Annotated in this window: 10 protein-coding genes and 1 other RNA gene; 2 read left to right on the forward strand and 9 right to left on the reverse strand. The window is 52.4% G+C overall.

The features are described 5' to 3' along the window. Window positions 1-190 precede the first annotated feature (190 nt). The 5 genes from HNR65_RS01080 to pilM are packed head-to-tail and all read right to left on the reverse strand — an operon-like array spanning window position 191 to window position 5,528. Complete coding sequence (locus tag HNR65_RS01080; protein ID WP_181549597.1) at window positions 191-2,533, reverse strand: type IV pilus secretin PilQ; 2,343 nt, start codon at window positions 2,531-2,533, stop codon at window positions 191-193. A gap of 14 nt (window positions 2,534-2,547) precedes the next feature. Continuing rightward, window positions 2,548-3,276 carry a pilus assembly protein PilP gene (locus HNR65_RS01085; protein ID WP_181549598.1) on the reverse strand — a complete coding sequence of 243 codons (729 nt, stop codon included), beginning with the start codon at window positions 3,274-3,276 and terminating at the stop codon, window positions 2,548-2,550. A gap of 1 nt (window position 3,277) precedes the next feature. After that, window positions 3,278-3,904 carry a type IV pilus inner membrane component PilO gene (locus tag HNR65_RS01090; RefSeq protein ID WP_181549599.1) on the reverse strand — a complete coding sequence of 209 codons (627 nt, stop codon included), beginning with the start codon at window positions 3,902-3,904 and terminating at the stop codon, window positions 3,278-3,280. Then, a complete protein-coding gene (locus tag HNR65_RS01095) occupies window positions 3,901-4,476 on the reverse strand; it encodes a PilN domain-containing protein (RefSeq protein WP_181549600.1) in 576 nt (191 codons plus the stop codon). The genes HNR65_RS01090 and HNR65_RS01095 overlap by 4 nt, the downstream gene beginning before the upstream one ends. Then, window positions 4,473-5,528 (reverse strand): type IV pilus assembly protein PilM, encoded by a 1,056-nt coding sequence (gene pilM, locus HNR65_RS01100; protein WP_181549601.1) that lies wholly within the window; start codon window positions 5,526-5,528, stop codon window positions 4,473-4,475. Before pilM ends, HNR65_RS01095 begins: the two co-directional genes overlap by 4 nt. A gap of 701 nt (window positions 5,529-6,229) precedes the next feature. On the opposite strand from pilM, the gene HNR65_RS01105 reads away from it, so the two are divergent. Both HNR65_RS01105 and HNR65_RS01110 read left to right on the forward strand, forming a co-directional pair. Continuing rightward, a complete protein-coding gene (locus HNR65_RS01105; protein ID WP_181549602.1) occupies window positions 6,230-7,495 on the forward strand; it encodes a diaminopimelate decarboxylase in 1,266 nt (421 codons plus the stop codon). 15 nt (window positions 7,496-7,510) lie between these two features. Beyond that, window positions 7,511-7,792: a hypothetical protein gene (locus HNR65_RS01110; RefSeq protein ID WP_181549603.1), complete on the forward strand. Its 282-nt coding sequence runs from the start codon at window positions 7,511-7,513 to the stop codon at window positions 7,790-7,792. 142 nt (window positions 7,793-7,934) lie between these two features. Here the strand turns inward: HNR65_RS01110 and HNR65_RS01115 are convergent, their stop codons facing one another. The 4 genes from HNR65_RS01115 to ffs form a co-directional block, all read right to left on the reverse strand. Next, window positions 7,935-9,506 carry a class I adenylate-forming enzyme family protein gene (locus HNR65_RS01115; protein ID WP_181549604.1) on the reverse strand — a complete coding sequence of 524 codons (1,572 nt, stop codon included), beginning with the start codon at window positions 9,504-9,506 and terminating at the stop codon, window positions 7,935-7,937. Window positions 9,507-9,757: 251 nt separating this feature from the next. Beyond that, window positions 9,758-11,689: a molecular chaperone DnaK gene (gene dnaK / locus HNR65_RS01120; protein WP_181549605.1), complete on the reverse strand. Its 1,932-nt coding sequence runs from the start codon at window positions 11,687-11,689 to the stop codon at window positions 9,758-9,760. Between the two features lie 101 nt (window positions 11,690-11,790). Then, window positions 11,791-12,378: a nucleotide exchange factor GrpE gene (grpE, locus tag HNR65_RS01125; RefSeq protein WP_181549606.1), complete on the reverse strand. Its 588-nt coding sequence runs from the start codon at window positions 12,376-12,378 to the stop codon at window positions 11,791-11,793. Between the two features lie 277 nt (window positions 12,379-12,655). Beyond that, window positions 12,656-12,901: signal recognition particle sRNA large type (gene ffs / locus HNR65_RS01130), an RNA gene on the reverse strand. Window positions 12,902-12,914 lie beyond the last annotated feature (13 nt).

Genomic DNA, 12,914 nt, shown 5'->3' on the forward strand with positions numbered 1-12,914 from the left:
GAAAAGGGGACACGGCTTTGCCCTGTCCCCTTTTTTAATTTTTCAAATCTTCTTTGATGGACCAGAGCCATCAATTACAACAATAATCATATAACCCGGTTTTTCAATGCCTGTATTTCACAGCACCCGTGGCCGCCCGACATGGCACAGCTGCCTGGACAAACATCCATGCGATGTCTGTTTCTCCATGTTAATTATCATCTGAAGCCGTTGCCGTCATTTTGCGCTGCTCAAGCTGCACAATCCTGGGGGTCATGAAAATAAGCAGCTCGCTTTTCTCACTTTGCTGGACATCGCGCTTAAACATCCAGCCCAGGATGGGAATGTCTTTAAGGATGGGAAAACCGGTTTTTCTTTTGGTTGTGGTGTCTTTTTTGATGCCGCCGATCACGATGGTATCCCCGTCTTCCACCAGCAGCTCGGTGACCGCCTCGTTGGTGGAAAGCGCCGGCGCCTCCTGCGTGAGCTCGGCAATTTCGTTTTTGGTCACAAAGATCTGGAGGGAAACACGTTGGTCCGGCGTCACATGGGGGGTAACATCCAGGCGCAGGTCCACTTCCTTGAATTCAATTTTGACCTCGTCGTCCTCCACTGTCTGATAGGGAATTTCAAAGCCCTGTTTGATGGTGGCCTTTTTGTTGTCCAGGGTCACGATCTTGGGTGCGGAGACGATTTTTACGTTGTTTTCTTCTTCCAGGGCATTTAACTGGGCATCCAGGGTCAGGCCCGAGAGCCGCGAAAGGCTGAATCCGATTCCCGAGGTGGTGCTTGTGCTGGGATGATTCATGGCTATATTGTGTAAATAACTGCCGCCAAATCCGGCATCAGCTGATGCCTTGGTCGCACTGAATGTAGTGCCCACGTCTTTTAGGAAATCCTCGTTGATCTCCACGATCCGGGCTTCGATTTCCACCTGGGGCGTGACTTTGTCGATTTTTGAAATCACCTCCTGGGCCTTGTCAATGCGCTCCATGGTGTCGGTGATAATCAACTGATTGTTGCGGTTGTCCACATTGGCCTTGCCCCGGTCCGACAAAACATCCTCAATATGGGGCAGCACTTCGCCCTGGGCGCTGGCGTAACTGACTGGAATATATTCCGTGACCAGCGGCTCCATGGCTTTTTCCTGCTCAATGCGGTTTTTATACGCCTCAATTCTTTGCCGCCGGGCTTCCTCCTCCTGGCGAAGGGTCTCCAGGGTGGCAATCCGGATAATTTCATCCCGCTCCACCTTGCCGAGCCGGTTTTGCTTTAATATCAGATCCAGGACCTGATCCCAGGGCACTGGTTTTTCCATATTGATGGTGACCTTGCCCTGCACATCCGGGTCTATGGCGTAATTTTTCCCGCTGACCTGCTGAAGAATCCGGAATACATTTTTGATATCGGTTTCATAAAAATCCAGAGCGATTTTTTCACCCGTGTATTCATCCTTTTCAAACAGCCAATCAACTTGTTTTTCGGCCTTTCTGGCAGCTTCGGCAGCGGATGACAGCCCGGCCCCGGCAATGGCTTCTTCCGTAAGGACCTCTTCAAGCACCTGCTGCCATTCAGGCAGATCCGCCACGGGATAAGGCCTTGGCCCCACCGAGGAGGCTTCAAAGTGAATCATCAACTCGCGGCCTTCCTGCGCCACCCGGTAGGGAACAGCTTCCCGGAGTTCAATAAGCATCTCCACCAGGTCCTTTTTGTCCGGCACCGCATAAGGGATAACACGATCAACGGCGCTGTCAAACCGGGTGGTGATAAGCGGGCGCCGGTCCACATGATCGGGAAGGGCCGAACGGGTCAGGCGCAGCTTCAGAAGTTGATCCCGCGCCCGGACCAAATCATAATTGACTGGCCGGGACGTGCGTATGGTAATAACAGAAGCCCCGGATTCACCGCTGGCAAAATGAATGTCTTTTACCGTGGCAATATCCTTATAAACTTCTGCGGTTTTCTTTGAGCTGTCTGAATTCGTTTTGCGCTCAGGCACAGACCTCTTGTCATAGCCGGTCTCCGGGAGCCTTGGCTGCTGGTCCTGATCCCGGGTCTGATCCGAAATCTGAGAAGCAGCTTCGGATCCGGCCGGGTTGTCGGGTAGATCCTTTTTATCAAACTGAATGGTTAAACCCGCAACCTGCTTGTCCACCGTATAATTCATATCCCGGGTCAGCTGCACCTCAACCCGCACGTTTCTGCGGTCTTCGGAACTTGAAAGCAAAACCGCATCTATGGCTTTGTCTTCAGGCTGATATTGCCTGTCAAGGTCTCCGAGCTGCGCCTGGGGGAAATAAAAAATAACACCCAGGGGCTCCAACTGCTTGACAGAAGTGTAATCGACCTCCCCGGAGGTCTGAATCTGAATTTCAGCTGATTCCGGCCGGCTCACCGTTGCTAACTGTTCGATGGTGGTCATGCCTGACGGCTGCTCCGCCTCCGGGTCCTGCTGAGGCGACGGCCCGGTTGCACAGCCGGCAAGCAATAATAAAAGGCCCATCATCAGAGAAACCCGCCGGATGATCCTTGACTTTGTGCGACAACTATCCATGTTTTTTCTCCGGGTTATTGCTGAAGTTTCTTTTCAATCTCGCGCTCGGCGATTTTACCGAAAACATCTTTATACTGCTCCTGGACAATGATTCGATCAGACCGGATCTCTGCAACCCGACCGCCCTGATCGCCGATCCAGGTACCTTTTTTCACCACATAACCCTTGCCTGAGGGATCCTCCACCATGGCAATGGCATCATTGTCCGATGCCAGCCTGAGAATGGCCGTAAGCTTTAACTGGCTCAAAGCAATTCTTTCCAGCGGTGTCTGGGGCCTTCGGCGCTGGAGTTCAGCACCATCGTCTTCTTCTCCGGAATCCTGCCCGGATGATCCCCGCATAAACGGTTCAAAGGGGTCCACCCGGCCTTTACGGGTATAGAGCCTTTCCTCGTTGCGAAAGAGCCCTTCCTGCTCGTCTATCATCAGATCCCCGAGCTCTTCTTCACCGGCTTGCGCCCCGGTGCCGTCTGTATCTGCGGCAGCATCTTCGCTGTCACTGTCAGCGCCGGCTTCAACCTCTTCGGGCAGCGATGAAACCGGTTTTTCAGCTTCAGCCTCACCGGCATCAGATAGGGCTTTTTCAGAACCCTTGTCTTTTGCCTTTTCCTGACGCTCGATTTTCACTGACCGGCTCCGGGATACATCCTCGTCCGGCGTTTCCGGTTTTCCGCCCAGTGCCATCAATCCGGGCACCAGGAAAAACATCATCGCTGCGATCCATATGTTCGGCTTTGACATCATGTTATCTTTTCTTCTTTTTCTGGTTTGCATCCTTTTCTGCCGGCTGATCGATAAATTTGTAAGTCACCGCCGTACAGGATATCCGCAACGGTCCGCCCGAATCACTGCTCACCGAAAAATCACTGACATTGACAATCCGCGATATCCGGGCAAGCCTGTCATAAAAGGCGCCCAGATCATGATACCCCCCTGACAATTCCATCTTGACGGGAATTTCAGCGTAAAAGTCTTTGACATTTTCTTTTTGGGGGGCGAAAAGCAGAAATTTCAATCCGGAAGCCTTTCCCGCCTGGGAAATTCCGGTCAGCAGGGAAGGAATCTCCTCCTTGTCCGGAAGCGCCCGGGCTGCGAGTTCAAATGAAGCCTGGGCCGCTTCATGCTCCTTTTTTACGGCCGGATACCGGGCGGCCTTGGCTTTGGTTATCTCCAGTTCCTGTTCGGCGCTTTTGATGTCTTCCCTGAGATCATTTATGCGCTGATATTTTGGCAGAAACAGAAAATAACCGCATAGTCCCACCAGCACAACCACAACGCCCACACAGGTTGCTATGCGCTGCATTCTGGTAAGCTCGCTGATTTTCCGAAATAACGGCTCCATGCCTTCCCGGGGTATGGATTTTTTCTTCATTTTTTCGCCTTTTCATTGGCAACGGCACTGGCATCGGCCATCTTGCATTTTATTCCAAAGCTCTTCATTTCCACGTCGTACTGGGTTGTCTGCTTTGCGTTTTCCAGTGTCACATCCCTGATTTTATCGGATCGCTCCAGGCGGCTCATGAAAACGGCTATGGTTTCATTGTCCATGGCGATTCCGTTTAACATCAGCTCAGATCCGTTATAATTCATTTTCTGGATCTGCATGCGATCCGGAATCACCCGTTCAGTAAGATCGGCCAACAGCCGGGGCGGTTTCGTCCGGTGACTTTTGAGCTGTTCGATAATTAAAATTTTCTGCTCCAGCTCCGCCAGTTCCTTTTTCAGCACATCCACCTTGCGGGCTTGCCGGGAATAATGATCAATGTCTTCATTGAGATTGGCCAGCCTGGTTTCCAGGGCATCCACCCGGTTGCCCATGAACATGTTGACGGCAAATAAAACCAACAGCAAAAGGACCACGGAAAGCAGGAAAACCGAAACCTGGCGGCGGATATTTTCCTTGGTCCGGGCTGCACGAAACGGTAATAGATTGATTCGTATCATTTGTCATCCACTCTTCTGATGGCAAGCCCCATGGAAATGGCGGCCTGGGGTGCAATCTGTTTCAGGTAACCGGCATCAAGCTGATCGCTTTTGATCTCAAAATGCTCAAATGGATTAATGGCCTGGACGTCAGCTGAAGCCTGAACCGCCAGCAGATCCCGAAATTGCTTGATGTTGGCCCCGCCTCCGCTTAGCATAATCTGACGAATCTGGTCCTCCGGGTTGGTGGAATAAAAGAAATCCAGGGCCCGGCGGATCTCGTTGCACCAGTCGGACACCACCGACGAAATGATTTCCTGGAGATCTGATGACGAAATCCGGTCCGGATTTTCCGACAGCTTCAATGCCTCGGCATCGGCCAGGGAACAGCCGGCCAGGGAGGCAATTTTCTGATTGATCTGGTTGCAGCCCAAGGACACATCGCGCAAGAAAACCGAGTTGTTTTCCTTTAAAATATTCAAAGATGTCTTGCTGGCCCCGATGTCGATCAGGGCAGTACTTTCAGTGCTCTGGGGATAATTGAGGTTATAGATGTTCTGCAGGCAAAAGGCATCAATGTCGATGATACAAAGGTTTAAACCGGCCATCTCCATGAGATTGACATAGTCATTGATCATCTCTTTTTTTGCCGCCACCAGCAGTACATTGATCTGGTTGGGATTGTTTTCGTTTTCGCCAAGAACCTGGAAATCAAGATTGACATCATTAATGTCAAAGGGGATATACTGCTCGGCTTCGAAATTCAAAGATTCATACAACTGGTCTTCCGGCATGTTCTGAATCGTAATGTTTTTCACAATCACCGAATAGCCGCCAATGGAAATGGCCACATTGTTCTGCCCGATGTTGTATAACTGAAAAAGCTCCCGTATGACCTCGGCAACGGTCTCGGGATCCTTGATCATTCCGTCCTCAATGGCTCCGGGCGCCACCTCAATGGCACCGAATTTTTTCAGCAGCCACCCCTTTTTGGACTCCACGGCCTCGGCAACCTTAACGGAGCGGGAACCGATATCCAATCCCACAAGTTGATTTTTCTTCCCTAAAATCATATGCGTCTCGTCTGTAGTTGACTTGGGTTCAGGAATGCCTGACATCCGGCATCCGCCGAAAAATCCGCTGCTCCGGCAACGGCCGAAAACAAAAAACCTCTTTTGGAATAAACAAATGGAGAAAATAAAGAACTCGGGTGAAAACAACGCTGTGCTGAAACAGCCGGCAGGTTAGGCGATTTGTGGATGAAATAACCGGGGAACCGATTTTTGTTCAAGCCTTTCACCTATATCTGTTCACGTGATTTGAATTAAAAATAGACTTTTTTCGAATAACAGATTGTGTCTACATTCCATTTAAATTGTTGTTATGTCAAGCAAATTATTTGATTTTTACGTATGCCACACCATATGGAGAGACATGTCTCAGAAAAGCACAATATAATGTATCTTTGACTGAAAACACCTGACTCATACCTGAAAAGCAGATTCCCGGGATACGGTTACCGGCTCTTGAAAAACCCCCCAAAGACCTGTATGGTGGCAGTCGTTTCATCAAACCGATTTTTTCATACGCAAAGTCTGATGGACTCGTAAAAGTCGCTTTTAGACGGCTTTGTAAAAAGTTCAAGATCAAGGCTTGCGCAATTTCGAAGAATGCAGCGTAGTTATCCGTACGTGAAGTTCTGAGAAATTGCGCGTAACGCAGATATTGGACTTTTACGAAGCCGTCAAGTCTGACAGCAACAGGAGACGAAACCATGCCCATGTCACAGGAATTTCAAAATCGCCTTTTTCCGGGGCTGCCGCAAATCGCCCGGCATTTCGGCACCCCGTTTCATATCTACGATGAGACCGGCATCCGACAAACCGCCCAGGAATTAAAAACCCGGTTCTCACCTCTGCCGGCGACGTTTCAGGAGTTTTTCGCAGTCAAGGCGCTTCCCAATCCGAGCATTCTGGCGATCATGGCGGATATGGGCTTTGGTTTTGACTGCAGCTCGGTTCCGGAACTGGTGTTAAGCCGGCAGACTGGCGCCCGGGGCGGGTTGATCATGTTTACCTCCAACAACACCACATACAGCGATTTTCAGGCCGCTGCGGACCACGGCGGCAGCATCTTAAACCTTGATGACATCACCCTGATCGACAAACTTGCCGATGTCCCGGAATTGATCAGCTTTCGCTACAACCCCGGCCCCGGTCGCACGGGAAACGAAATCATCGGCAATCCCGTGGAGGCCAAGTACGGGGTGAGCACGGACCAGATCGAGGATGCCTACAGAATCATGCGCGACAAAGGAACAAGGCGTTTCGGCCTGCATACCATGCTGGTTTCCAATGAGCGCAATCACGCATACATGGTGGAAACCGTTCAAATGCTGCTGGAAATGGTCGACGATCTGTCTGCGGCCCTGGATATCGAGTTTGAATTCATCAACATGGGCGGCGGCCTGGGCATCCCCTATCACCCTGATGATCCGCCCCTGGACCTGACGGCCATGGCCGATCAGATCATCGGGGTCTACCAACAATACAAGAACCGAAAGGGCCGGGCGCCGGCCCTGTATATGGAAAGCGGGCGATACATGACCGGACCCCACGGGGTGCTGGTCACCCGGGCCATTAACCGCAAGGACATCTACCGCAAATACATCGGGGTGGATTCCTGCATGTCCGCGCTCATGCGGCCTGGCATGTACGGAGCCTATCATCACATTGATGTGCTGGGCAAATCCAAAGACACCCATGCGGTTGAAGTGGTGGACGTGGTGGGCTCTCTTTGCGAAAACATCGATAAGTTCGCAATCCAGCGCCCATTGCCCAAAATCGACATGGATGACCTGATCATCATCCACGACACCGGCGCCCACGGCCATTCCATGGGATTTAACTACAATGCCCAGCTCCGGCCCCAGGAGCTGCTGCTCAAAAGCGACGGCTCAGTGGAGCGCATCCGCCGGGCAGAAACCATGGCCGACTATTTTGCCACCCTGGACACCGGGGCCGCACGCCTGGACGTATAAAAGGATTTTGGTGCAATGAAAGATGACAACGGTCTTTACTACTATCCGTTTCCCCAAAACAAGCGGGTTCGCATGTATGTCCGCCAAAACGGACACAGCGTTCAGTTCCGGATGTGGCACGCAGATGACCCCTCGTTGTGGGACCAGCACGAGTGGGTGGATTACGAGGCTGTCTGCCAGGCGGCTTCCATGTTTTCCAAAGACAGTTTTGATCCCGGCCGGGCCTACGACCTGCAGATTGCCCGGACCCTGATCCGTGAGGATACAGAAAAGACCGGGAAGTCCGAAGCGTTATAAGGGTTGATACGCTCGTAAAAGTCTGATTTGAGATGGGGCCGTAAAAAGTTCAAGATCAAGGCTTGCGCAATTTTGAAGAATGCAGCATACTTATCCGTACGTGAAATTATGAAAAATTACGCGTAACGCAGATATTGGACTTTTACAGTTCCATCAAGGATTTGGCATATTTTTTCCGAAGCCGGGGTTTTTCAATCTTTCCGGTGGGATTTCGGGGCACCTTATCAAAAAAGATTTGGCGGGGCCGCTTGTAGCGAGGCATGGCAGCACAGAAGTCCCTGATCTCCTCTTCGGAGACCTGTCTGCCCGGCTTTACGGAAATCACGGCGGCTGCCACCTCCCCGAGCCGATGATCGGGCACCCCGATAACACCTGCATCCAAAACCGCTTCATGGCCCATGAGAAAATTTTCTATCTCCACCGGAAAAATATTTTCCCCGCCCGTGATGATCACGTCCTTTTTCCGGTCCACAAGCCAGAAAAACCCTTCGGCATCCTGACGAACAATATCTCCGGTGTGCAGCCATCCGTCTTTCAATGTATTTTGCGTGGCTTCGGCGTTGCCATAATACCGCTCCATCACGCCCGGGCCCTTGACAAGCAATTCCCCGGCATGCCCGTATTCCAACGGGTTTTCCTGGTCATCGACCACCCGGCATTCCCAATCAAAACCGGCCCGGCCGATGGCCCCGACCTTGTGGGTTTTCTCCAGGCCCAGGTGCACGCATCCCGGGCCCGTGGCCTCAGTGAGGCCGTAGTTGGTATCATAGTCCTGGGCCGGGAAAAACCGCTGCCATTTTTCAATCAGGCTCGGGGGCACCGGCTGGGCGCCGATATGCATCAGGCGCCATTGGTCCAGTTTGTAATCAGATAGCTGCAAATCCCCGTTTTCAAGGGCCACAAGGATATCATGGGCCCAGGGAACAAGCAGCCAGACAATGGTGATATGCTCTTCAGACACCGCCTCCAGGACGGCCCGTGGACTGACGCCCTTTAAAATCACGGCCCGGGCCCCCACGATAAAATTGCCAAACCAGTGCATTTTGGCGCCTGTATGGTACAGGGGCGGAATACATAGGAAATTGTCTCTGTGGGTCTGGTTGTGATGCCGGTTTTCCACGTAGCAGGAAAACTCCAGCTGCCGGTGAAGCAGATAAACCCCCTTGGGATCACCCGTGGTGCCGGAAGTGAAATAAATGCCCGCTCCGTCGCAGGAAGATATGGAAACCATGGGTTCGGAAACATCCACCCCCCGTAGGATCTCATTGTAGGGTACTGCAAACTCCGGGCACAGCTCCGGGGGGCCGGCATAAATATAGTGGGAGACATGCCGGTCCAGCTCTGATTTCACTGCACGAATCCGGTCGATGAATTCCGGGCCCAGCACCATTGCCTTTGCCCCGCTCAATGCCGTGCATCCGGCAATATTTGCGGCCTCGAACCGGAAATTAAGGGGAACGGCAACTGCGCCGGCCCTCAGGATGCCGAAATAGACCGGCAGCCAATCGATACAATTCATCATCAGATGAATCACCCGATCACCTTTTTCAATACCGAACCGGTCCCGCAGCACACGGGAAAAGGCGTTGGCCTGGTGGTAAAATTGCTTCCAGGTCATTTCAACACGACGTTTTTTTTCAGGCTCCCGCTCGATCAACGCGATTTCATCGCCGTACAGACGGGCATTTCTGGCCAGTATCTCGGTGAGCTGCATAAATTTTTCTTATGTGTATGATAACAATCCGTAAATGGTATAAAAAAGACCTGCGGCGACGGTATTTTTTTGAATATTGCAAGCCGTGTTATTAGCAGAAACAACGCAAAAGTCAACCTGATTCATGGTCCGCTGCATATGGCGGGCGCCTCCGGCAACGGGCACAAAAAAACCCGGTCCCTGCCGCAGCGGGCAAAGACCGGGTGATTATGATTATCGCGCGGATTTTTATTTTTTAAAAACCCGTCACGTTATTTCTTGTCCTCATTGACCTCTTCATAGTCAGCGTCTACCACGTCTTCATCTGCTGCACCCTGCTGCTGGCCCTGGCCGGCTTCGGCACCGGCACCGCCAGCCTGCTCGCCGCCGCCTGCCTGGGAAGCCTGCTGATACATGCTTTCAGCCAGTTTATGAGAGGCCTGCTGCAGCTCTTCTGCGATCTTGTTGATCTCGTCCTTGTCTTCGCCTTCCATGGCCTTGCGCAGCCGGCCCGAGATCTCTTCAACCCGCTGACGGGTTTCCGCATCCACCTTGTCGCCGAGTTCCCTGAGCGACTTTTCAGTGGAATAAATCAGGGCGTCGGCGTTGTTGCGGGCTTCGACCAGTTCACGCCGCCTCTTGTCCTCCTCGGCATGGCTTTCGGCATCCTTTACCAACTGATCGATTTCCTCCTGGGTCAGTCCGGAAGAGGCTGTAATCCTGATGGACTGCTCCTTGCCGGTGGCCTTGTCCTTGGCAGACACATGCACAATGCCGTTTGCATCAATATCAAAGGTCACCTCGATCTGGGGCACGCCTCTGGGCGCCGTTGGAATGTCGGTGAGCTCAAACCGGCCCAGGGTCTTGTTGCCCGAGGCCATTTCCCGCTCGCCCTGGAGTACGTGAATGGTAACCGCGCTCTGGTTGTCCTCGGCAGTGGAAAACACCTGGCTCTTTCGCGTCGGAATCGTGGTGTTTTTCTCGATTAACTTGGTCATCACGCCGCCCAGGGTTTCAATACCCAGCGAAAGCGGGGTCACATCGAGCAGCAGCACGTCTTTGACATCCCCGGAAAGCACCGCGCCCTGGATGGCCGCGCCGATGGCCACCACCTCGTCGGGATTGACGCCCTTGTTGGGCTCCTTTCCGAAGATATTCTTGACCCGCTCCTGTACTGCGGGCATACGGGTCATGCCGCCGACCAGAATCACCTCATTGATGTCGTTGGCCGATATTCCCGCGTCTTTCAAGGCGGTTTTGCAGGGACCTTCCAGTCTGTCAAGCAGGTCTTCCACCAGGGCTTCAAGCTTGGCCCGGGTCAGCTTGACGTTCATGTGCTTGGGCCCGTTTGCATCCGCAGTGATAAAGGGCAGATTCACATCGGTCTGCATGGATGTGGAAAGCTCCATTTTGGCTTTTTCCGCAGCTTCCTTTAACCGCTGCAGGGCCATTTTGTCGCTTCGAATATCAATGCCGCTTTCCTTGCGGAATTCATCTGCCAGATAATCAATCAGGCGCAGGTCAAAATCGTCGCCCCCCAGATGGGTATCCCCATTGGTTGCCTTAACTTCAAAGACGCCGTCTCCGATCTCCAGGATGGAAACGTCAAACGTGCCGCCGCCCAGGTCAAAAACCACGATCTTCTCATCGGATTTTTTATCCAGCCCGTAAGCCAGGGATGCGGCAGTGGGTTCGTTGATGATGCGCTGGACGTTTAAGCCCGCAATTTTTCCAGCATCCTTGGTTGACTGCCGCTGGCTGTCATCAAAATAGGCCGGCACCGTTATCACGGCATCCGTAACCGGTTCACCGAGATAATCCTCCGCATAGCGCTTGATGTGGCCTAAAATATAGGACGATACCTCAGCAGGGCTGAACCTGTTGTCCTGGATTTTAATCCGAACATCGCCGTTGCTGGCCTTTTCAATTGTGTAGGGCATATTCTTGAGATCTCTCTGGACCGCGTCTGAATCAAACTTGCGCCCCACCAGCCGCTTTACACCAAAAATCGTATTTTCCGGGTTTGTGATGGCCTGACGCTTTGCGATCTGACCCACCAGCCGTTCACCGCTTTCATTGACCGCAACCACCGAAGGTGTTGTGCGCCCGCCTTCAGGGTTGGTGATCACCTTTGTTTCATTCTGCTCCCGGATGGCCACGCATGAATTGGTTGTTCCCAGGTCAATTCCGATTACCTTGCCCATTTTTATGCCTCCTTAGCGTATTTATTTTTAATTTCAGATTTTATGGATTACCAGGTGCGCCCGCCTTTTTCACACACGCTTTTGATCACCAGCCGCCCCGGTCAGGCCGGTGCCTTGGCCACCACAACCATGGCCGGCCGGATCAGCCGGTCATGGAGCATGTATCCCTTCTGCATTTCCTGAATGACAGTGTTGTCCGGATAGTCCTCCGAGGGCTGCTGCATGACAGCTTCATGATATGTCGGGTCAAAGGGCTGACCCACCGCCTCCACCGGCTCCACATGATATTTTTTCAAAACCTTGCGGATTTCATTAAGGGTCATTTCCAGACCCTCTAACATGCAGGCGTCGGCCTGGCTGTCGCTTTGCCGGGATGCGTTGACTGCGCGTTCCAGGTTGTCCACCACGGAAAGCAGGTCCTTGATAATGCTTTCATTGGCGTACTTCCTGTGATCTTCAGCCTGTCGCTGCATCCGTTTTTTGTAATTTTCAAACTCAGCCGACAAACGCAGGAGCCGGTCATAGGTTTCTGCTGCTTCTGCACGGGCCTCGGCCACTTCCTTTTTCAACTGATCCACCTCCGTGGGGGCCTCTTGCGCCTCCCCGGTTTCATCTTCCGGCTCGCTGTCGGGCAAATCCTCATCCCGGACTTCACTGTTTCGGGCTTGTTCCGTTTTTTTCCTGCTCATGAGTTTGTCTCCGAATATCGGGGCATTGACCGCTTTTGCGTCAAAGACATGTTTCGCCCCTTGTACGTGTGCGATACAGTGGTATTTTATAAACGCTTCCTGGTTGTTGTTTTTCCGGTCTCAGGCTGCATTCAATAATCTCAAATGCTTCCGCAATCTTTGGCTGCCTGAAGTTTGACAGAAAAATAAGTCACGCTCGTGGATTGTCAAGGCATGTTTTTTTGAACAGATTGGCCGGAAACCGGAAGGAAAGAGAAAAACAGGGAGAAAATCCCGGCCGGGAACCCTCCTCTGCATGGGAACGGAAAGGGCAAATCATTGCAAAGCCGGGAACGTTCCGCGACACAGACCGGCATTACTTATCGCTGCTTCCTTCCGGACCTGACGAGGTTCGTAACCGTCTGTTGCGCGGCGGCCGACTTGAATGATTTACGGCATCCGGTCAATATGCTCGGGAGGGAATTCAGCCCCGCATAAAGCGGTTTTCGGGTACAGGGCACCGCTATCACCCCGCCTATCCCAGCCGGAACAACCAC

It is taken from the genome of Desulfosalsimonas propionicica, assembly GCF_013761005.1.
GTDB lineage: Bacteria > Desulfobacterota > Desulfobacteria > Desulfobacterales > Desulfosalsimonadaceae > Desulfosalsimonas > Desulfosalsimonas propionicica.

Bases quoted from the DNA above. Each gene is read 5' to 3' on its own strand.
- HNR65_RS01110 (WP_181549603.1), top strand. From the start codon at position 7,511: ATGAAAGATGACAACGGTCTTTACTACTATCCGTTTCCCCAAAACAAG.
- pilM (WP_181549601.1), bottom strand. From the start codon at position 5,528: ATGATTTTAGGGAAGAAAAATCAACTTGTGGGATTGGATATCGGTTCC.
- HNR65_RS01115 (WP_181549604.1), bottom strand. From the start codon at position 9,506: ATGCAGCTCACCGAGATACTGGCCAGAAATGCCCGTCTGTACGGCGAT.
- HNR65_RS01105 (WP_181549602.1), top strand. From the start codon at position 6,230: ATGCCCATGTCACAGGAATTTCAAAATCGCCTTTTTCCGGGGCTGCCG.
- HNR65_RS01095 (WP_181549600.1), bottom strand. From the start codon at position 4,476: ATGATACGAATCAATCTATTACCGTTTCGTGCAGCCCGGACCAAGGAA.
- grpE (WP_181549606.1), bottom strand. From the start codon at position 12,378: ATGAGCAGGAAAAAAACGGAACAAGCCCGAAACAGTGAAGTCCGGGAT.
- HNR65_RS01090 (WP_181549599.1), bottom strand. From the start codon at position 3,904: ATGAAGAAAAAATCCATACCCCGGGAAGGCATGGAGCCGTTATTTCGG.
- dnaK (WP_181549605.1), bottom strand. From the start codon at position 11,689: ATGGGCAAGGTAATCGGAATTGACCTGGGAACAACCAATTCATGCGTG.
- HNR65_RS01085 (WP_181549598.1), bottom strand. From the start codon at position 3,276: ATGATGTCAAAGCCGAACATATGGATCGCAGCGATGATGTTTTTCCTG.
- HNR65_RS01080 (WP_181549597.1), bottom strand. From the start codon at position 2,533: ATGGATAGTTGTCGCACAAAGTCAAGGATCATCCGGCGGGTTTCTCTG.